This window comes from Streptomyces sp. NPDC051677 (assembly GCF_044453465.1).
Lineage (GTDB): Bacteria > Actinomycetota > Actinomycetes > Streptomycetales > Streptomycetaceae > Streptomyces.
The window spans coordinates 332,923-351,178 of sequence record NZ_JBITCT010000001.1 but is presented as its reverse complement, the minus strand read 5'-3'; the positions used below and the strand labels follow the sequence as shown (position 1 = coordinate 351,178).

At 70.0% G+C, this 18,256-nt stretch carries 18 protein-coding genes; 8 read left to right on the top strand and 10 right to left on the bottom strand.

Annotated features, from left to right (window positions below):
• Positions 1 to 74 precede the first annotated feature (74 nt).
• Entirely contained in the window at positions 75 to 1,313 is a 1,239-nt protein-coding gene (locus ACIBAF_RS01555; RefSeq protein WP_399461058.1) for an MFS transporter, read from the top strand.
• Positions 1,314 to 1,355: 42 nt separating this feature from the next.
• On the opposite strand, the gene tgmC is transcribed toward ACIBAF_RS01555, so the two are convergent.
• Positions 1,356 to 2,483, bottom strand: coding sequence for an ATP-grasp peptide maturase system methyltransferase (gene tgmC, locus ACIBAF_RS01550; protein ID WP_399461057.1), 1,128 nt, complete (start codon positions 2,481 to 2,483; stop codon positions 1,356 to 1,358).
• A gap of 245 nt (positions 2,484 to 2,728) precedes the next feature.
• The gene (locus ACIBAF_RS01545) at positions 2,729 to 3,913 is read right to left on the bottom strand and encodes a helix-turn-helix domain-containing protein (RefSeq protein ID WP_399461056.1); all 1,185 of its coding nucleotides are present in this window, start codon (positions 3,911 to 3,913) and stop codon (positions 2,729 to 2,731) included.
• 119 nt (positions 3,914 to 4,032) lie between these two features.
• On the opposite strand from ACIBAF_RS01545, the gene ACIBAF_RS01540 reads away from it, so the two are divergent.
• From ACIBAF_RS01540 to ACIBAF_RS01530, 3 genes are read left to right on the top strand one after another with little or no spacing between them, the layout of a single operon-like run.
• On the top strand, positions 4,033 to 4,590 hold the full coding sequence (locus ACIBAF_RS01540; RefSeq protein WP_399461055.1) for a flavoprotein: 558 nt from the start codon (positions 4,033 to 4,035) through the stop codon (positions 4,588 to 4,590).
• Positions 4,591 to 4,626: 36 nt separating this feature from the next.
• Positions 4,627 to 5,385, top strand: a complete 759-nt coding sequence (locus tag ACIBAF_RS01535; RefSeq protein ID WP_399461054.1) for a GNAT family N-acetyltransferase — start codon at positions 4,627 to 4,629, stop codon at positions 5,383 to 5,385.
• Positions 5,324 to 5,689, top strand: coding sequence for a hypothetical protein (locus ACIBAF_RS01530; protein ID WP_399461053.1), 366 nt, complete (start codon positions 5,324 to 5,326; stop codon positions 5,687 to 5,689). The genes ACIBAF_RS01535 and ACIBAF_RS01530 overlap by 62 nt, the downstream gene beginning before the upstream one ends.
• A gap of 134 nt (positions 5,690 to 5,823) precedes the next feature.
• Here the strand turns inward: ACIBAF_RS01530 and ACIBAF_RS01525 are convergent, their stop codons facing one another.
• From ACIBAF_RS01525 to ACIBAF_RS01505, 5 genes are all read right to left on the bottom strand, one after another.
• Positions 5,824 to 7,578, bottom strand: a complete 1,755-nt coding sequence (locus tag ACIBAF_RS01525; RefSeq protein WP_399461052.1) for an NAD+ synthase — start codon at positions 7,576 to 7,578, stop codon at positions 5,824 to 5,826.
• A gap of 143 nt (positions 7,579 to 7,721) precedes the next feature.
• Positions 7,722 to 9,665, bottom strand: coding sequence for a protease pro-enzyme activation domain-containing protein (locus tag ACIBAF_RS01520; protein WP_399461051.1), 1,944 nt, complete (start codon positions 9,663 to 9,665; stop codon positions 7,722 to 7,724).
• Between the two features lie 190 nt (positions 9,666 to 9,855).
• On the bottom strand, positions 9,856 to 10,824 hold the full coding sequence (locus ACIBAF_RS01515; protein WP_399461050.1) for a hypothetical protein: 969 nt from the start codon (positions 10,822 to 10,824) through the stop codon (positions 9,856 to 9,858).
• A 458-nt stretch (positions 10,825 to 11,282) separates the two neighbouring features.
• Positions 11,283 to 11,885: a DUF305 domain-containing protein gene (locus ACIBAF_RS01510; protein WP_399461049.1), complete on the bottom strand. Its 603-nt coding sequence runs from the start codon at positions 11,883 to 11,885 to the stop codon at positions 11,283 to 11,285.
• Between the two features lie 11 nt (positions 11,886 to 11,896).
• Positions 11,897 to 12,562, bottom strand: a complete 666-nt coding sequence (locus ACIBAF_RS01505) for a DUF3105 domain-containing protein (protein WP_399461048.1) — start codon at positions 12,560 to 12,562, stop codon at positions 11,897 to 11,899.
• 251 nt (positions 12,563 to 12,813) lie between these two features.
• Between ACIBAF_RS01505 and ACIBAF_RS01500 the strand changes: the two genes are divergently transcribed.
• On the top strand, positions 12,814 to 13,260 hold the full coding sequence (locus ACIBAF_RS01500; protein ID WP_399461047.1) for an RrF2 family transcriptional regulator: 447 nt from the start codon (positions 12,814 to 12,816) through the stop codon (positions 13,258 to 13,260).
• Positions 13,261 to 13,301: 41 nt separating this feature from the next.
• Here ACIBAF_RS01500 and ACIBAF_RS01495 read toward each other — a convergent pair whose 3' ends face one another.
• Positions 13,302 to 13,490, bottom strand: a complete 189-nt coding sequence (locus ACIBAF_RS01495; protein ID WP_399461046.1) for a hypothetical protein — start codon at positions 13,488 to 13,490, stop codon at positions 13,302 to 13,304.
• Between the two features lie 83 nt (positions 13,491 to 13,573).
• Between ACIBAF_RS01495 and ACIBAF_RS01490 the strand changes: the two genes are divergently transcribed.
• The gene (locus ACIBAF_RS01490) at positions 13,574 to 13,840 is read left to right on the top strand and encodes a DUF6959 family protein (RefSeq protein WP_399461045.1); all 267 of its coding nucleotides are present in this window, start codon (positions 13,574 to 13,576) and stop codon (positions 13,838 to 13,840) included.
• A 369-nt stretch (positions 13,841 to 14,209) separates the two neighbouring features.
• Here ACIBAF_RS01490 and ACIBAF_RS01485 read toward each other — a convergent pair whose 3' ends face one another.
• Positions 14,210 to 14,431 (bottom strand): CarD family transcriptional regulator, encoded by a 222-nt coding sequence (locus ACIBAF_RS01485; protein WP_327314594.1) that lies wholly within the window; start codon positions 14,429 to 14,431, stop codon positions 14,210 to 14,212.
• Between the two features lie 198 nt (positions 14,432 to 14,629).
• Between ACIBAF_RS01485 and ACIBAF_RS01480 the strand changes: the two genes are divergently transcribed.
• Positions 14,630 to 15,208 (top strand): hypothetical protein, encoded by a 579-nt coding sequence (locus ACIBAF_RS01480; RefSeq protein WP_399461044.1) that lies wholly within the window; start codon positions 14,630 to 14,632, stop codon positions 15,206 to 15,208.
• Between the two features lie 40 nt (positions 15,209 to 15,248).
• Here the strand turns inward: ACIBAF_RS01480 and ACIBAF_RS01475 are convergent, their stop codons facing one another.
• Positions 15,249 to 16,457: a globin domain-containing protein gene (locus ACIBAF_RS01475; RefSeq protein ID WP_399461043.1), complete on the bottom strand. Its 1,209-nt coding sequence runs from the start codon at positions 16,455 to 16,457 to the stop codon at positions 15,249 to 15,251.
• Between the two features lie 403 nt (positions 16,458 to 16,860).
• On the opposite strand from ACIBAF_RS01475, the gene ACIBAF_RS01470 reads away from it, so the two are divergent.
• Positions 16,861 to 18,222: a glutamine synthetase family protein gene (locus tag ACIBAF_RS01470; RefSeq protein ID WP_079662771.1), complete on the top strand. Its 1,362-nt coding sequence runs from the start codon at positions 16,861 to 16,863 to the stop codon at positions 18,220 to 18,222.
• The last annotated feature ends 34 nt before the right edge of the window (positions 18,223 to 18,256 follow it).

Sequence of the window (18,256 nt, the reverse complement as noted above, 5' to 3'; positions counted from 1 at the left end):
AAGGCTTTGTTCCGTAACTGAACATACGAAACGTATGATGAACGGAACCCCCCTTCCTGAAAGGCGACTCCTCCATGCCCCTGGCCCTGCTCGCCCTGGCCGTGGGTGCCTTCGGCATCGGCACCACCGAGTTCGTGATGATGGGCCTGCTGCCCGACGTCGCGGCCGACCTGCACGTCTCGATCCCGACGGCCGGACACCTCGTCTCGGCGTACGCGCTCGGCGTCGTCATCGGCGCGCCGCTGCTCGCCGCCGTGACGGCCCGGATGCCCCGCCGGACGGTCCTGATGGCGCTGATGGCCCTGTTCATCGCGGGCAACGCGCTGTCCGCCCTCGCCCCGGGCTACGACTCCCTCCTCGCCGCCCGCTTCCTCAGCGGACTCCCGCACGGCGCCTTCTTCGGCGTCGGCGCGGTCGTCGCCACGAGCATGGTCGCGCCGGAGCGCAAGGCCCGCTCGGTGTCGCTGATGTTCCTCGGCCTGACGGTCGCCAACATCGTGGGCGTGCCGGTGGCCACGCTGATGGGCCAACAGCTGGGCTGGCGCGCCACCTTCCTCGGCGTGAGCGTGATCGGCCTCGCCGCGATCGCGTCGCTCGCGCTCCTCATCCCGCGGACCACGCCCGGAGCGACGCCCGCCACCGGCCTGCGCGGCGAACTCGCGGCACTGCGGTCGCTGCCGGTCTGGCTGGCACTGGGGACGACCGTCGCGGGCTTCGGCGCCCTCTTCTCCGCGTACAGCTACATCACCCCGATGCTCACCGACGCCGCCGGCTACGCCGACTCCAGCGTGACGCTGCTGCTGGCGCTGTTCGGCGTCGGCGCGACCATCGGCAACCTGCTGGGCGGCCGCCTCGCCGACCACGCGATGCGGCGCACCCTGTTCGGAGGCCTGACGTCCCTCGCGGTCGTCCTGGCGTTCTTCCCGCTGTTGATGCGCGCACAGTGGAGCGGCGCCCTGGCGGTCGTCCTCCTCGGCGTCGCGGCCTTCGTCGCGGGCACCCCGCTCAACCTGATGGTCATGGAGAAGGCGAACTCGGCCCCGTCCCTGGCCTCCTCCGCCAACCAGGCGGCCTTCAACCTCGCCAACGCCGGCGGCGCCTGGCTCGGCGGCCTGGCCCTGGCAGCAGGCCTCGGCACGACGTCCCCGGCGACGGCGGGCGCGGCCCTGGCGGCACTCGGACTGGGGGTGGCGGGCGTCGCGTACGTCGTCGACCGCCGCAGGGCTTTCGCCGGCCCCACCGGCCGGGAACGGGTCATCGCGACCCATGTGCCGCGGGCGGCGGAGGCGGCGCGGGCGGGGGACCGTCACTGACGTCGGGCTCCGCGACGCACGCGGTACTTCGAACGGCGCGCCTCAGACCGGCAGTCGCCAAGAGGGCCCACAGGGATTCCCGGCCCAGACGCGCTGGGTGCCGTCGATGTCCACGGTCATGCCGAAGTCGGACTGCGGAGGTGATCCTGCGGCCTGCCAGACGGCGATCGCGTCCTCCACGGCGTTCCACAGCCGAAGTGGGCCGTGCTGGTGAACGCGCCAGCCGTCGCCGACGCGCTCTGTCCACGCCTGTGAGCCGGTGGCGACGTCCACGAGGATCACTCCGTCGCTCGTCGCCATGAGTTCGGCGGAGGGCGCGGCGAGTTGGGCGACGAACTGTGCCGTCCAGTCGTTCAGGAGTCCCGGGTCCAGGCGGGTGGCAGAGGTCTGGCCCTGATGCGGGAAGTAGACGGGGCGGGGCGGCCGTTCGTGAGGCCGGGCGAGCATGTATCCGATCCGGTCTCCGGCGAACCGGCCCGTGGCGGTGCCGTCGTCGTGGACGGTGAGGCGGATGAGGCCGGAGGCGAGCATCCATCCGCTGATCGTCGTGGTGATGGTTCCGCCGGAACGGACCTGGTGGAGCCAGGCGGGCGGAATGTGCCGGACGGCGCACGTGGCGACGATCGCGTCGTAGTCGGCCGCCTCCCTGTACCCGGCGAGGCCGTCTCCGGTGACCAGGGTCGGGAGGTATCCCGCCGCATGGATGTGGTCGGCCGCGAGGGCGGCGAGCCGGGGGTCGTACTCGACGGAGTACACGTTCCCGTCGCCGAGACGGTGACACAGGACGGCGGTGGAATAGCCGGTTCCGGTGCCGATCTCCAGCACCTTCTCGCCCTCGCGGACACCTCCGAGATCGAGCATGCGCACGATCAGGGAGGGCAGTGTGCTCGACGAGGTGGGACGGCCGCTGAGAGGGCCAGGGGCGTCGGCGGCGCCGACCCCGTCGACCTGGGTCACCCAGGTGGTGTCCTGGTAGACGAGGCGCAGCCAAGCGTCTTCGCCGACCCGGTCGCGGTGCACGGGCTCCCACCGGGAGCCGGACGGCCGGAACAGGCAGTCGCCGAGGAAGAGTTCGCGGGGAACGGCTTCGACAGCGGCCCGCCACACGGGGTCGGTCACACCAAGGGAGGTGGCCAGGACGTGGCGGAGTTCGGCGGGGTCGGCGGTCATACGGGTTCTCCACAGTGTTGGAGCTGATCGGCAAGGGCGGCGGTGATCGGTGCGGTGATGTGGTCGGGGAACCAGGCCCACTGGCCGTTGGCGGTGCGACGGCGAGACCGCTGAGGTCGTGCCTGTTCGGAAGCGATCTGTGTTCATCACGCTGTCCCCGCATCGTCGTTGACGAGGTGTGAGTACAGCGTGACGCTGTGGAACGGCCTCAACGCTCACAGATACGTGAGCGTTGTGAGCGTCGACTAAAGGCCGACCCAGGCCGCCATGTGGTTGAGCGTCTCGGGAGTCCTCCGCGACATGTGTACGAGACCGGTGATCGTGTCACGGGCGGCAGGGTGGTACCGGGTCTGTTCGGGAGCCAGTCGGCGGGCCTCGACCAGCGACTTCAGGGCCGACTCGGTGTGCCCGGTCTCCATCTCGGCGCGTGCCTGGTCGACGAGGAAGTGGGCGCGACGGGATGTCGCCAGTTGGGTCGGCAGTTTCATCTTCCTGGCCTGCTTCAGCGCGTCGTCGAACTGGCGCATCTCAACCGCCGCGGACATCTTGTGCAGGGCCACGTTGGCGGGTCCGAAGCTGAGCCAGTGGACGTCCGAGGCGTCCCCGATCCGCTTGGCGATGCGACGCGCTTCGGTGATGTGGTGGCCGACGCGCGTGACGTCTTCGGCACGCGCGGCGATGACGGAACCACCGAGATGAAGCTGTCCGGTGACGGCAAGGGTCTCTCGGGTCTCTTCCACCTGCAATACCACTGAGTGCCCTGCGGTAATGAGGCGCTGTCCGATCCGGTACTCCCCCTCGCGGAAGTAGACCAGGGCCCGCATGTACTGGCGTACGGCGGCGAGACACGCGTCGGAGGCCCGCTGTGCAGCCCAGTCCATCCGGTCCAGGGCCACCGCAGCCAGGTCGTAGTAGCCGAGCTTCACACTGATGTCGTGCGCTGTGCGGTAGGTGGAGGCGAGGGCCTGCCACAGTTCGGTGGATGGCGTTGCCCAGGCAGTGTGCGTCAGTTCTGCGATGAGTCCGGGCAGTTCGCGCGCCGCACTCCGCAGGTGTGTGGCACGGACCTGGGCACACATGTGGTCGGCCCCGGAGACGAGGCGGTGCGCCGGCCGGGCGGTCAGGTCGGGGTTGGCTCCGAGGTCGTACAGATCCAGGGATTCCCGGATGGGCCGCACCAGCTCGGCGAGCCGGTCGCGCTGCAGTTCGGTCACGTACGGCTGCCCTGTCAGAACCGTCACGTCGACGTTGAGCGCTTTCGCGCAGGCCGCGACGAAGTCGGCCGTGGCCGGTCGTGCCCCGCACTCCACCTGGTTGAGCAGGCTGTAGGAGTACGGCAGGAGGTCGGCGAAGCGGCGCTGAGTGAGCCTGGCCAGTCTGCGCTGTTCCCGGATTCGGGCGCCCGTGTGATTGTCGTCCAGTGAGGGCATGCTGGTCTCCGTTCTGAGCAGCCATCTCGAACGGTACCCGCGCCCGATCGCCCAGTTGCCCTTTTCGTCCCCAACTCCTTCCTGAGTACGGGGACTGTTGCGTGTGATCGGATGGACGCATGGTGACAACTTCCCGTGTGCTCTACCTGTTCGGCTCTGCAGCACCCCCGGTCTTCGACATCGCGAACGTCATTGAAGACGCGCAGGTCCGAGGCTGGGACGTATGCCTCGGTCTCACGCCGACCGCCGCGCGCTGGCTGGACGCACAGCGCGTCGATCTGGAGCAGCTGACGGGCCACCCGGTCCGCAGCGAGTACAAGACGCCAGGCGAGCCGGACGTATGGCCGAAGGCGGACGTCATCGCGGTCGCGCCGGCCACCTTCAACACGATCAACGCGTGGGCGCTCGGCCTCACTCGCGAGTTCGTGGTGGGGGTGGTAGCCGAGGGCATCGGAAAGGGCATTCCCATGGTGACGATGCCGTGCGTGAACGCCGCGTACGTACAGCACCGGCAGTTCGAGCGCAGCGTCGGTGAGTTGCGCGAGATGGGTGTGAGGGTCCTGTACGGCGAGGGAGGCTTCGTACCCAACCAACCCGGCCAGGGGAAGCCGAAGGAGTATCCCTGGCACTTGGTAATCGACGCGGCGGAAGACGTTCTGGAGTTGCCCAGCCAGTAGGCCCAGTAATGATCAGCCCGGTTGATCGTCTTGCCGATGTCCAGCACGACGGTCTCGATCAACCTGAACCGAGCCCGCCAGGAGCCCAGCACGGAAGGCATCGGCATTCGCCGCTTCGAGGACACGGATCTCCTCGGCACCGCAGCGGCGCTGACGGACGTGCACGCGACCGACGGATACCCGGTGGAGGGTGTGGCCCGCCCTGAGGAATGGCTTCGGTCGCAGGACGTACTGGCCTCCTGGGTCGCGCAGGCGGGGCGGAGGATCGTCGGCCGTGTCGCGGTGATGAGGCCGCGTGGTGAGGGCGCAGTGTCGCTCTGGGTCGAACAGAGCGGGGACGACGAGCAGCGCATCGGCGTGCTGGCCCGTCTCTTCGTCGTGCGAGACGCAGGCGGGCGCGCCGTGGGCGAGCGACTGGTCCGGACGGCCATGGGCTACGGACTGAGCCATGACCGCCGCCTGGTTCTGGACGTGATGGTCAAGGACGCAGCCGCCATGCGCCTGTACGAACGCCTCGGCTGGCTCAGGACGGGGCACGTCGCGCACCCCTACGGCCAAGGGCAGGGCATCGAAGCGGCCTGCTATGTGGCTCCAGGGACCGGACCGGTCCAGCTCGTGGGGGCTGTGATCGGACAGGCGCACGGCGACGACTTCCCGGATGTCGACAAGGTGACGGCACTTCGGGTGAGCCGTCTATCGTGGCCCGCAGCGGCACAGGGGGAAGGGGCAACTCGTGGACTGGTTCTGGTGGGTTCTTATCGTCTTCTGGACGGGTGGCTTCGCGTGGGCGGCTGACAACGTCCGCACCGCGCTGCGCAACCGGCATGAGCGCAAGTTGCAGTTGCTGGAGGCGGCGAAACAGGAACGTTTGGCCATCGAAGCAGCCGGCAGGCCGCCGGAGGCGGTGTGCGGATGCACGCACCATCTCGCCAAGCACGACAAGCAGGGCCGGTGCCATGAGCGCGTCGAGGTGCCGACGGCCTGGGACGAGAACAAGAAACCGCTGCGGTACGAGGCCGGCCAGTGCAACTGCCAGCAGTACGTGGGACCGCAGCCTCTCTCACAGGTGTTCGCGGAGGACCTGACGGACCTCGCCTGACCAGGACCGCGAGGCTCTGCTCCGGCCCGCCTCCGGAGGTCGAGGCACCAGTGGCGGGGTGGCGCCCCGGCCCACCGGCCCACCGGCCCGCCGAGTCGGGCGGGCGGGTGGGCGGGTGGGCCAGGACGGCGGTGTCAGACCGACTCGCGCCAGCCGTTTGTGATCGGGAGGCGGCGGTCCTTGCCGAAGCCCTTTGCCGAGATCTTCGTGCCCGGCGGGTACTGGCGTCGCTTGTACTCGGCCGTGTCGACCATGCGCAGGGTCTTCACGACCAGCTCACGGTCGTAGCCCGCCGCGACGATCGCGTCCGCGCCCTGGTCCCGGTCGACGTACAGCTCGAGGATCGCGTCCAGGACGGGGTAGTCCGGGAGGGAGTCCGTGTCGACCTGGCCGGGGCGCAGCTCCGCGCTCGGCGGCTTGGTGATCGAGTTCTCGGGGATCGGCGGGGTCTGGCCCCGTTCCGCCGCGGCACGGTTGCGCCACTCCGCCAGGCGGAAGATCCACGTCTTGTAGACGTCCTTGATCGGGCCGTACGCGCCGACCGAGTCGCCGTACAGCGTCGAGTAGCCGACCGCCAGCTCCGACTTGTTGCCGGGGGCCAGCACGATGTGGCCCTCCTGGTTGGAGATGGCCATCAGAAGCGTGCCGCGCAGACGGGACTGGAGGTTCTCCTCCGCCAGGCCGGTCAGCTCCGTCGACGACATGTACGCGTCGAACATCGGCTCGATCGGCACCGTGCGGAAGTTCAGGCCCGTGCGGCGCGCCAGCTCCGCCGCGTCGCCCTTCGAGTGCTCGGAGGAGTACTTCGACGGCATCGACACCCCGTACACGTGCTGCGCGCCCACCGCGTCACACGCGAGCGCCGCGACGAGCGCCGAGTCGATACCGCCCGACAGCCCGATCAGCACCGAGGTGAAGCCGTTCTTCGCGACGTACGCCCGCAGGCCCACGACCAGCGCCGAGTAGACCTCCTCGGCGTCGTCCAGCCGCTCCGCATACCCGCCGGAGAGCTCCGGCTCGTACGCGGCGAGCGGGTCCTCCGACAGCACGACCCGGTCGATGCGCAGACCGTCGTCCACGACGCCCGTGGGCGCGTCGGCCGAGGCCGCGGGCAGGTCGAGGTCCAGGACCACGCAGCCCTCCGAGAACTGCGGCGCCCGCGCGATCACCTCGCCGTCCTTGTCGACGACGATCGAGTCGCCGTCGAAGACCAGCTCGTCCTGCCCGCCCATCATCGCGAGGTAGGCGGTGGTGCAGCCCGCCTCCTGGGCCCGCTTGCGGACCAGCTCCAGACGGGTGTCGTCCTTGTCGCGCTCGTAGGGTGAGGCGTTGATGGAGAGCAGCAGGCCCGCCTCCGCCGAACGCGCCGCCGGCACCCGGCCGCCGTCCTGCCAGAGGTCCTCGCAGATGGCGAGGGCCACGTCGACGCCGTGGACGCGCAGCACCGGCATGGTGTCGCCCGGCACGAAGTAGCGGAACTCGTCGAAGACGCCGTAGTTGGGCAGGTGGTGCTTGGCGTAGGACAGGACCACCTCGCCGCGGTGCAGCACCGCGCCCGCGTTGCGCGGGGAGCCGGCCGGCCGGCCGAACCTCGACCGACCGCTCTCGGACCGGTCGAGATAGCCGACGACCACCGGCAGCTCGCCGAAGCCCTCGTCGGCGAGGCGCGCGGCGAGCGTGCGCAGGGCCGTGCGGGAGGCCTCGACGAAGGAGGAGCGCAGGGCGAGGTCCTCGACGGGATACCCGGTCAGCGCCATCTCCGGGAACGCCACGAGATGCGCTCCCTGCTCGGCCGAGTGCCGGGTCCAGCGGAGGATCGTTTCGGTGTTGCCGACGAGGTCGCCGACGCGCGAGTCGATCTGGTTCAGGGCGAGACGAAGTTGAGGCACGGGGCCAGTGTAATCGTCAGAGCGACGCGATGGGGTGGCGTGAGATGTCGTCCACCTCACGCCACCCACCGGTACGCCCCGCTTCAGCGCTTCACGCTCTGTTTCGGCGCTTCACGCCCGGGGTCAGCGCTTCACGCCTTGTTTCAGCGCTTGCGGTACGACTCCACGTAACCGCTTGCGGGCGTTCCCACGCCGGTGACGTCGTCGTACCCCTTCACCGCGGACAGCGAGCTGTCCTTGCCGAGGCTGCGGACCGAGGTCAGCAGGCCCCCCGACGCGTCGAAGCTGTTGGCGAAGTCGACGCGCGCGACCGCGAGCCCGGAACCCGTCGGGTTGTCCGTGACGTCGTGGTAGACCCGGGAGCCGAACTTGGAGTAGATCGACGGGTTGGCGAAACCGATCGCCTTGCCGCCGTGCGCCTCCTGGGCCAGCGCCTGGACGGCCGCGATCACCGGAGCGGCGAGCGAGGTGCCGCCGATGCGGTACTCGCTGTACTGCTCCGACCCGTCCGGGAAGGTCTGGGTCTGGCCGACCTTGAAACCGGTGTTCGGGTCGGCGATCGCCGCGATGTCCGGGACGACGCGGTTGCCCGCGGCGTTGTTGGCCTTCGCGAGCGCGTCCGGGACGACACCCTTCTGGTAGAAGGGCTCGGCGACCGTCTTGCTGGTGCCGCCGCCCGCACCCGAGGTGAACGCGCCCGGGAAGCCGGTCCAGCTCTTGCCGTCCGCGGACAGCGTGGCCTTCTCGGTGCCCCAGCCGGTCTCCCACAGGTACTTGTCGCCCTTGCCGACCGCCAGCGAGGTACCGCCGACCGCCGTCACCCACGCCGAGTTGGCCGGGGTGTCGACCTGCTTCGTCCCGGTGTTGGCGACCTCGTCGCCGTTGTCGCCGGAGGAGAAGTAGAAGCCGATGCCCTCGACCGCGCCGAACTGGAAGACCTGGTCGTAGGCGGCCGCGAGGTCCGGCGTCTGGTTGGCCTCGATGTCGCCCCACGAGTTGGAGACGATGTCGGCCAGGTGGTTGTCGACGATCTTGCTGAGCGAGTCGAGCAGGTCGTCGTCCATGCAGGACGCGCCGCCCACGTAGGTGACGTTCGCGTCCGGCGCGACCGCGTGCACGGCCTCGACGTCGAGGGTCTCCTCGCCGTACCAGCCGGAGGCGTCGCACTCGTCGGCGCCGGTGTGCGTGTAGTTCTTGGGCAGCACCTGGCTCAGCTGGCCGGTCTTCCACGCGGCGTCGCCGTGCTTCTTCGCGTAGGTCTGCGCGTCGAAGGCGATGGTCGGCGAGGCGAACGCGTCCGTGATGGCGACGCGAACACCCTTGCCCGTGTACTTGCCCGCACCGTAGGCGGCCCGCAGCTGCTTGCCGGTGTACCCCTCGACGGCGTACGGGATCTTCTTGCCGTACGCGTCCGGCAGCGTGGTCGCGGTGTTCGAGCCGTAGTACGAGGAGAACGGCCCGGAGTTCTTGAACACCGTGGACGGACCGGGCAGCTGGTCGCTGTGGGTCGCCTTGTGCGGCGCGTTGTCCAGACCGGTGACGGTCAGGACGGCGCCGTCGAGGCTCGCGGGAGCCGAGGCCGACTTCGCGGGCGCGCGGTAAGTCTTGCCGCTCTTGGCGTAGTTGTGCAGCTGGGTGCCGAACGCCTTCTCGGCGGCGGCCACTTCACCGCTGACGGAGACGTAGTGCTCGGTCGTGCCCGTCACCTTCAGTCCGGCCGCGGTCAGCCACGACTTGACCGCGGCCACCTGCGCCGCGGTCGCGCCGAAACGGGCCTGCGCCTGCCCGGCGGAAAGGTACTTGCCGTAGGCGGCGGAGCTCGGGTCGGAAACCGCCTTCGCGTACTGCGCGAGGCCGGCGGCGTCACGTCCCGCGAGGTAGACCCGGGCGGAGACCTGGGCGCTGTCCGCGGTCGATCCCTTGTCCGCCTTGGCCGTGGCCCACGCCGGCTTGGTCCCGGCCAGCGTGTCACGGGTGGGGCTGTCCGCGGCGTGCGCCGCGGGTATGCCGAGCGCCAGCGCACCGGCGATCATCGGCAGTGTCGCTGCCATGCTCGCGGCGCGCAGCGCGGCACGGTTGGATCTCATAGGACCCCCTGTATGTGGTTCGACGCGAGTAGATCACTCGCCTCGGCCACTCTGGCCCTGAACCGTTCATGCCAGGGGAATGCGAAACCCAAGAAGACCCCAAGTAACCGCTGTCGGCGGCGTTTTGGGGTTTAGATCCTTTCGGCAGCGTTACGTCCGGCTGCAAATCCTCACGTCCCACCCGGGAGTCTCAGGTGGGACGGTGTCCGTTCTGCCGGAGCCGGGTGTGCATCTCGTCGTGGGCGCGGGCGGAGTGCGGGTTGCCGGGGTCGTGCATACGGAGCAGGTAGGAGTAGAGGGCCGCGACGCACAAGTCCCGCTGTGGGTAGGGCGCGTCGTCGACCAGCCGTAGATCGCGCGAGACCTCGCGGATGGTTCCGTCGGCCGTCGTGTACAGCGGATGCCAGACCAGGGTGATCGCCCGCCCGGCCTGCTCGCCCATTTCCTGCATTTTCCGCAACTGCGGTATCTCCTGGTCCTGCAGGACGCTGTCGGGATCGTGCGCCCGGAGGAAGACGTGCACGGGCCCGGTCGCCCGCTGCACGAACGCCACCGACAGAAGGTTCCAGAGCGGCCCGATGAGGGAGAAGTCGGGGTGCAGCCGGAGACTGTTGATCACTCTGCCGAGGTTGGAGTGCTCCAGCGTCGTATGGCCCTTGGCGGTCGCGTAGTCGTTGACGTCGAGGCCGCCGGACCACAGCCCCATGGTGGGGGTGGAGATCCGCAGATGATCGCCGACCATGTCGATGACCGCCCGGTACCAGTCGTTCCCGGAGCGCCGGGCCCGCCGCTGAGACCGTGTCAGGTGCAGGTCGGCGAGTGACGTCTCCAGCTCCTCCTGCTGCCGGATGCCGCCCATGAGGAGCTGCCACACGGCGTCCAGGGTGTCCCGCTCGAACCCGGCCTGACGCATCAGGACTTGGAACTGCGGCCATTCCGGATGCTCGACGGGGCGCTCGGCGTAGCGGGCGCTGTCGCCCCAGGCCTGGCCGTCGCCCGCCCCGGCCCGCTGGACGGCGACGGCCCGGGACACGGCCGCGTTGCCGGCCAGCCGCTGCAGGGCGAGCAACCCGGCGGCCGGCCCTGCCGCCGGGGGCGTGACCCGCTGTTGCCGTCCCCGGCCGGCGTGCTCGGCACTCCGTGAGTCCTGCGCGCGCAATCGTCCTCCCCTTCGCGGTCGGCTCTGCTGCCCCCCGGCGGTCGCCCCGAAAGCAGTACGGCCGACAAAGCCCAAGAGACTCAAGGCGCACGCCACATGACCCACGGCCCCCGGCACGCGGCGCACGCCACATGACCCACGGCCCCCGGCACGCGGCGCACGCCACGTGGCCCACGGCCCCCGGCACGTGGCCCACGGCCCCCGGCACGTGGCCCACGGCCCACGGCCCACGGCCTACGGCCCACGGCCTACGGCCCACGGCCCACGGCCCACGGCCCACGGCCCGCGGCACGTGGCCCACGGCCTACGGCCTACGGCCCACGGCCCACGGCCTACGGCACGCGGCACGTGGCCCACGGCCCACGGCACGGGGCCTACGGCCCACGGCCCACGGCACGCGGCCTACGGCCCCCGGCCCCACGGCCCCACGGCACGGCACACCGACCACCCCGCACGACTCAGCGCGCTTGGGCGCCCCGTTCCTTCAACATGTCGGCCATCAGCTTGATCTCCGACTGCTGCGCCTCGACCATGCCCTGGGCGAGCCGCTTCTCCACGCCCACGGTGCACTTGGCGACACACCCCTCGGCCATGTGGACACCGCCCTTGTGGTGGTCGGTCATCAGCTGGAGGAAGAAGACCTCGGCCTGCTTCCCGTTGAGCGTGCCGAGCTTCTTCAGCTCGGCGTTGGTGGCCATGCCGGGCATGAGGGCGCCGTCCTCGCCGTCGCTCATGCCGCCCATGCCCATCCAGGTCATGGGCGCGTCGGACGACACCTTCGGCAGCCCCCAGAGATCGAGCCACCCGAGCAGCATGCCGCGCTGGTTGGCCTGCGTCTGCGCGATGTCGTAGGCGAGGCGTCGTACGTCCGCGTCGGTCGTCCGGTCCCGCACGATGTACGACATCTCGACGGCCTGCTGGTGGTGCACGGCCATGTCCCGGGCGAATCCGGCGTCGGCGGAGTCGACGGCGGGGGGTGCGGCGCCCGACGAGCCGTCCTCGGCGACGGAGTAGGTGACGGCCCCGGCGGCGACGAGCACTCCGGCCACGGCGACCGCCACTCCCGCATACCTCACTGCGACAGACCGCCCGTGCAGGCCGCGCCCGGCTCGGGCGTCTGCTCGCCCTGCACGAACTTCGCGAAGAACTTGTCCACGTTCGCGTCGCTCGCACTCGTCACCGTGCGCTGGTGGCCCCACGCGGTGAGCATGATCGGGTCGGCCTGGGCGTCGTCCGGGCTCATGAGGGTGTAGGGCGTCTTCTTGACCTTGGCGGCCAGCGCGTCGACGTCGGCCTTGCTCGCCTTGCTGTTGTACGTCACCCAGACCGCGCCGTGCTCCAGCGAGTGGACGGCGTTCATGTTGTCGAGCGCCTTGGTGTAGACGTCGCCGTTGCAGTTCATCCAGACCTGGTTGTGGTTCCCGCCGACCGGAGGCTCGGTCGGGTACTTCACCGTCTTGGCGACGTGGGTACGCCCGAGCGTCCCCTTCCACGTCTTGACCCCGTCCGAGCCGGTGACGAACTTCCCCGAGGCCTTGGCGTCGGCGGCGCTGGAGGAGTCGTCGCCGGACTGCGACTTCACGACGAACACACCGCCGGTGACGAGCGCGGCGACGGCGACGACACTGCCGGTGATGGCGAGAAACCGGTTACGTCGCTCGCGGGCCTGCTCGGCCCGCCGCATCTCCGCTATGCGCGCCTTGCGCGTCGCATTGTTGGTCTTGTTTGCGGAACCCATGAGACCTGTCCTTCTGGGGGAAAGGGGCGGGACGGGAGGGGAGGCTGCTGTTTCTGTCCAACGGGTCCGCTGATCGTAATGGGGCGGGTGGGCGATCTCGTAGGCAGGTCACAGCCAAGAAGCCGGATTCCGAGAGGAACAAGGGAGGGACAGGGGAGGAAACGAGACAGGACCCGAGACAGGACCCGAGGCCGGGAAGACGCCGGAGGAATAATTTGAAGCGGAGATGCGCATTATCTACGCTTCCTCCCATGCGGCTCTTGCGATCCACCGACCTGGCACTGCGTGTCCTCATGAGGCTCGCGGTGGCGGACGAGAACCCGGAGACCACCCCCACCACGCGCGAGGTCGCGGCCGCGATGGAGGTCCCCTACACCCACGCGGCCAAGGTCGTGGCCGAGCTCCAGCACCTGGGCCTCCTGGCGGCCCGCCGGGGCAGGGGCGGCGGCCTGGCCCTGACGGAGCAGGGCCGTACGGCGTCGGTGGGCGGCCTCGTCCGCGCCTTCGAGGGCGACGGCGACGTCGTCGACTGCGAGGGCGCCACCCCCTGCCCCCTGAACTCGGCCTGCCGCCTCCGAGGCGCCCTGCGCCGCGCCCAGGAGGCGTTCTTCGTTTCCCTGGACCCGATCACGATCACGGACATCGTGCGAGAACCGACGGGCCCACTCCTCCTGGGGATCTCCGGACGACCTGAGTGACTGCGCTGAGTGACTGCGCTCGTCCGCACCCCGGACGCCGCCTATCGTTTCCGGGCCCGGTAGTGCCTCATCAACGCGGTGATCCGTTCCGGGTTCGCCTGGCCGTTGAGTTCGGTGAGGAGATCGTCCGGGCACAGCTCGTACAGATCGCCCCACCAACGGCGTCCCCGGTTGTCCCAGATCCGGTAGCCGCCGGGCACGCCCCTGGCGACGTAGCGTCTCCTGCTCACTGCCCCCCGTTTCGGCGGCCGCTGCGCGTACCGGCCGCGCAACCCCATTGAAAGCACCCGGTCGGGCCGGATTGGATGGCCCGATGGAACGCATCGAAGCAGAGCTGTTCACCGCCGGCGGCAACGACGCCGTGGTCCGCTTGCCCGGCCGGCGGTTCCCCGGGGTGCTGGTGCAGGGCGACTCCCTGCACATCCTCCGCACCGACGCGGCCGAGCTGGTGGAGGCGTGCGACCGCGGCGACCTGAGCGACGCCCGCGACGCCGCAGGCCTTCTCCTGGCCGGGTTCGACGCCCTGCTGAAGCGCTATGCGACCGCGTTGGAGGAACACGACATCCCGCGGCCGTACTGAGCGGCCGTACTGAGTCCGGCAGCCCTTGAACCTGCTCCCCGTTGATCGTCCGATCGTCCGGGAAGCGTCCGCATCGGGCGTGATCACTTCCTTCGGACGTTGTCGGACGGTGCTCGGCGCTAGCCCGCCGGGTGGGGAGCCGTACCCACGCCCGGGACCGATGCCTGCGCATCGTCGAACGAGTACGTCTCGTTCTCACCGAAGTCCGGGGCTTGGAAGGGGTTCGTCGCCGGAGGCGGCGATGCCGTGGCGGCACCGCGAGGCGCACCCTCCGGAGCGGAGAACAGCGAGGTCAGTTCGATGAGAGGTCTCCCAATCGTTACAGGATCATGGAGGGGACCCGGTCTGCCGTGACCGGGCGCCGCGGTTCTACAGCTTGCTCATCTTGGAGTAGGGACTCAGGATCCGCTCCTGAGCCGAACCGAAATCCACGAGCACCGCGATCCCGTCCTCGATGCCGACCACTCGGCCGAGGCCGTACATGTCATGCGTGACCTGGTCCCCCACGGCGAACTGCTTGGGAACCGGCGCGACCGGAGCCTTGAAGGGGCTGGTAGGCAAATAACGCTTCGGGGCAGCTGGCTTTGTCATTGCCTCCAGTATGCGCCAGCGCGCGTCCGGCCGCTGCGGTCGTCCGCGACTACGTCGACCGATCGGTGCCGGGAGCCGTCACGGAAGGTGACGGGCGGGGCCGGACGCCTGACGCTCACGGCCGTGTCCCGGCGACCTCGCCCGCGCCGATCGCTCTGCTCCGACCGGATGTCAGAGGGCCCGGGCATCATCTGGTGGATGCGCTACACACGTTGGACTTCCGACCGCATGTTCGTCTCGTACTGCCAGTACTACCTCCAGGGTGACGAGTTCCTCACGGAGTACGACGACGCCGACACCGTCGAGCGGATCTTCGAGGGCAACAGTCTGGCCGCCGGGGGGCCTGAGCACCTGACGATGTTCGCCGGCACGCACACCGGGTGGATCCGGCTGACCACCGAGCAGTGCCCGCAGGAGCCGCCCTTGGACGCACAGGGGGAGGGGGAGGAGGACGGGGGAGAGGGGGAGTGGGAGACCGTCGTGGACGTGAGCGTCTGCAGCACCAGCGGGGTGCTGCGGTTGTTCAAGTGGGGCGGGGACGTCGTCGAGGACGCCGGGAACTTCGCCGTCGCGGGGGCCGGCTGGTATCGGGTCCGGGTCCGGGCGCGAGGGCGGGACGCCGGCGCGACGAACGCGGGGGACGAAGTGGTCGAGGAGCACCGGGTGAGCGTGTGGCCCGCCCCGCCCCTGCCGGACGTCGTCCACCGCGCGGACGACGCCTTCGCCCGCGCGCACTACGACCCCGGCCGGCCGCCCGGGCTGCCCATCCACCCCTGACGTCCGGCCCTCGGATCCGGTTTCGGGGTCCGGTTTCGGGTCAGGCCTTGGCCAGCCACAGGTCGGGGCCGAACACCTCGTAGTGCACGTCCGCGGGGGCGACCCCCTTCTCGATCAGCTGCGCCCGCACGGCCCGCATGAACGGCAGCGGGCCGCACAGGTACGCGCGCGTGCCCGGTGCGACGGGGACGTCCGTGAGGTCGGCCAGCCCGGTCCGGGCGTCCGCCGGGGCCTCGCGCTCGTACCAGAGGTGTACGGACGCGTCGGGCAGCTTCGCCGCGTACGTCTCGTGGTCCGCGCGCAGGGCGTGGTCCGCGGGGGAGCGGTCCGCGTGGACGACCGTGACCGGGGCGCCGTGGCCGGCGGCAGCCAGGTGGGCCAGCATCGCGACGATCGGGGTGACGCCGATGCCGGCCGAGGCGAGGAGGAGCGGGGCGCTCTGGGCGTCGTCCAGGACCAGGTCGCCGTACGGCTCGGAGAGCTCCAGGACGCTGCCCTCCCGCACGCGCGCGTGCAGGTCGTTCGAGACCTCGCCCGCCGGGGTCGTCGCGCCGCCCGGCACGCGCTTGACGCTGATCCGGCGCAGGTCCGACCCCGGCGTGCCGGAGAGGCTGTACTGGCGTATCTGGCGGGCGCCGTCGGGGAGCTGGGTGCGGACGGACACGTACTGGCCCGCGCGGAAGTCCCGTACGGGCCCCCCGTCGAGCGGCCGCAGGCGGAAGGAGACGACGTCCGCGGTCTCTGTGACGCGTTCCACGACCTCCCACTCACGCCACGAGCCGCCGCCCTGGCCGCCGTCGCCGGACCCGCTCTCCTCGTACAGCCGGCGCTCGATCGCGATCAGGGCGTTCGCCATCAGCCAGTAGACCTCGTCCCAGGCCGCCGCGACCTCCGGGGTGACCGCCTCGCCGAGGACGTCGGCGATGGCGGCGAAGAGGTGCTCGCGGACGACCTCGTACTGCTCGGGCGCGATCCCCAGTGAGGCGTGTTTGTGGGCGATGCGGGTGAGCATCGCGTCCGGGCGGTGCTCCGGGTGGTCGACGAGGTGGCCGGCGAAGGCGGCTATCGAGCCCGCGAGGGCCTGGCTCTGGGTGCCAGCCGCCTGGTTGCCGCGGTTGAACAGGTCGCGCAGGAGGTCGGGGTGCGCCGCGAACAGGCCGGCGTAGAAGCGCTCGGAGATCTCGCCGATGGCCGCGCCCACGGCGGGGAGGGTGGCGCGGACGGTGGCTGCGGACTGTTCGGACAGCATCGGGGCTCCTCGGGATTCGGGGCTGCGCAAGGGTCGCCGGGGTACGGCGGCGCCACGGCGCGCGACTCGTCGCTCGGCTGTCCGGCACGCTAGTTAAACTTGCATCTGAGATGCAAATTAAGCGGGTGGATCGAGACGGGGGAGGTCGGGCATTACGGATGTCGGTCCGAGCAGGCAAGATGGGCGGCAGAGCAGTACACCTGCCGGACGTGAGGCGGTACACCTGCCGGACGCGAGAGCAGTACATCTGCCGGACGTGCGGCGTTCAGGCCCGGGTCGCCGAGGCGATCATGGTCCGCAACGTGCGTGAAACGGTGTTGTGGTGTGATGCTCAGGTGCCCGACCGCCTCTTTCGTGGGACGGGAGACAGGCGGCCTGACCAGCAAGGATGGGGAAGCGGAAGATGGACAAACAGCAGGAGTTCGTGCTCCGGACGTTGGAGGAGCGCGACATCCGGTTCGTACGGCTGTGGTTCACGGACGTGCTGGGCTTCCTCAAGTCCGTCGCCGTGGCCCCCGCCGAGCTCGAGCAGGCGTTCGATGAGGGCATCGGCTTCGACGGCTCCGCGATCGAGGGCTTCGCCCGGGTCTACGAGTCGGACATGATCGCCAAGCCGGACCCGTCCACCTTCCAGGTCCTGCCCTGGCGCGCCGAGGCCCCCGGCACCGCCCGCATGTTCTGCGACATCCTCATGCCGGACGGCTCGCCGTCCTTCGCGGACCCGCGCTACGTGCTCAAGCGCGCCCTCGCCCGCGCCTCCGACCTGGGCTTCACCTTCTACACCCACCCGGAGATCGAGTTCTTCCTGCTGAAGGACAAGCCGACCGACGGCTCCCGCCCGACCCCGGCCGACAACTCCGGCTACTTCGACCACACCCCGCACAACGTCGGCATGGACTTCCGCCGCCAGGCGATCACCATGCTGGAGTCGATGGGCATCTCGGTCGAGTTCTCCCACCACGAGGGCGCCCCCGGCCAGCAGGAGATCGACCTGCGCTACGCCGACGCGCTCTCCACGGCCGACAACATCATGACGTTCCGCCTGGTCATGAAGCAGGTCGCGCTGGAGCAGGGAGTCCAGGCGACCTTCATGCCGAAGCCGTTCTCCGAGCACCCCGGCTCCGGCATGCACACGCACCTCTCCCTCTTCGAGGGCGACCGCAACGCGTTCTACGAGTCCGGCGCGGAGTACCAGCTGTCCAAGGTCGGCCGGTCCTTCATCGCGGGCCTGCTCAAGCACGCCGCCGAGATCGCCGCCGTCACCAACCAGTGGGTCAACTCCTACAAGCGGATCTGGGGCGGCTCCGAGCGCACCGCCGGCGCCGGCGGCGAGGCCCCCTCGTACATCTGCTGGGGCCACAACAACCGCTCCGCGCTGGTCCGCGTTCCGATGTACAAGCCCGGCAAGACGGGCTCCGCCCGCATCGAGGTCCGCTCCCTCGACTCCGGCGCCAACCCGTACCTCGCGTACGCCATGCTGCTCGCCGCCGGCCTCAAGGGCGTCGAGGAGGGCTACGAGCTTCCGCCGGGGGCCGAGGACGACGTCTGGGCCCTGTCGGACGCCGAGCGCCGCGCCATGGGCATCGAGCCGCTCCCGCAGAACCTCGGCGAGGCGCTGAGCCTGATGGAACGCAGCGACCTCGTCGCCGAAACCCTCGGCGAACACGTCTTCGACTTCTTCCTGCGCAACAAGCGCGCGGAGTGGCACGAGTACCGCTCCGAGGTGACCGCGTTCGAGCTGCGGAAGAACCTGCCGGTGCTGTAGGGGCAGGTCAGATCTGGTCTTCGCTGAAGCGATA

Excerpts from the sequence above, each read along its gene's own strand:
- ACIBAF_RS01555 (WP_399461058.1), top strand. The coding sequence starts at position 75 with ATGCCCCTGGCCCTGCTCGCCCTGGCCGTGGGTGCCTTCGGCATCGGC.
- tgmC (WP_399461057.1), bottom strand. The coding sequence starts at position 2,483 with ATGACCGCCGACCCCGCCGAACTCCGCCACGTCCTGGCCACCTCCCTT.
- ACIBAF_RS01545 (WP_399461056.1), bottom strand. The coding sequence starts at position 3,913 with ATGCCCTCACTGGACGACAATCACACGGGCGCCCGAATCCGGGAACAG.
- ACIBAF_RS01540 (WP_399461055.1), top strand. The coding sequence starts at position 4,033 with ATGGTGACAACTTCCCGTGTGCTCTACCTGTTCGGCTCTGCAGCACCC.
- ACIBAF_RS01535 (WP_399461054.1), top strand. The coding sequence starts at position 4,627 with ATGTCCAGCACGACGGTCTCGATCAACCTGAACCGAGCCCGCCAGGAG.
- ACIBAF_RS01520 (WP_399461051.1), bottom strand. The coding sequence starts at position 9,665 with ATGAGATCCAACCGTGCCGCGCTGCGCGCCGCGAGCATGGCAGCGACA.
- ACIBAF_RS01505 (WP_399461048.1), bottom strand. The coding sequence starts at position 12,562 with ATGGGTTCCGCAAACAAGACCAACAATGCGACGCGCAAGGCGCGCATA.
- ACIBAF_RS01500 (WP_399461047.1), top strand. The coding sequence starts at position 12,814 with ATGCGGCTCTTGCGATCCACCGACCTGGCACTGCGTGTCCTCATGAGG.
- ACIBAF_RS01490 (WP_399461045.1), top strand. The coding sequence starts at position 13,574 with ATGGAACGCATCGAAGCAGAGCTGTTCACCGCCGGCGGCAACGACGCC.
- ACIBAF_RS01485 (WP_327314594.1), bottom strand. The coding sequence starts at position 14,431 with ATGACAAAGCCAGCTGCCCCGAAGCGTTATTTGCCTACCAGCCCCTTC.
- ACIBAF_RS01480 (WP_399461044.1), top strand. The coding sequence starts at position 14,630 with ATGCGCTACACACGTTGGACTTCCGACCGCATGTTCGTCTCGTACTGC.
- ACIBAF_RS01475 (WP_399461043.1), bottom strand. The coding sequence starts at position 16,457 with ATGCTGTCCGAACAGTCCGCAGCCACCGTCCGCGCCACCCTCCCCGCC.
- ACIBAF_RS01470 (WP_079662771.1), top strand. The coding sequence starts at position 16,861 with ATGGACAAACAGCAGGAGTTCGTGCTCCGGACGTTGGAGGAGCGCGAC.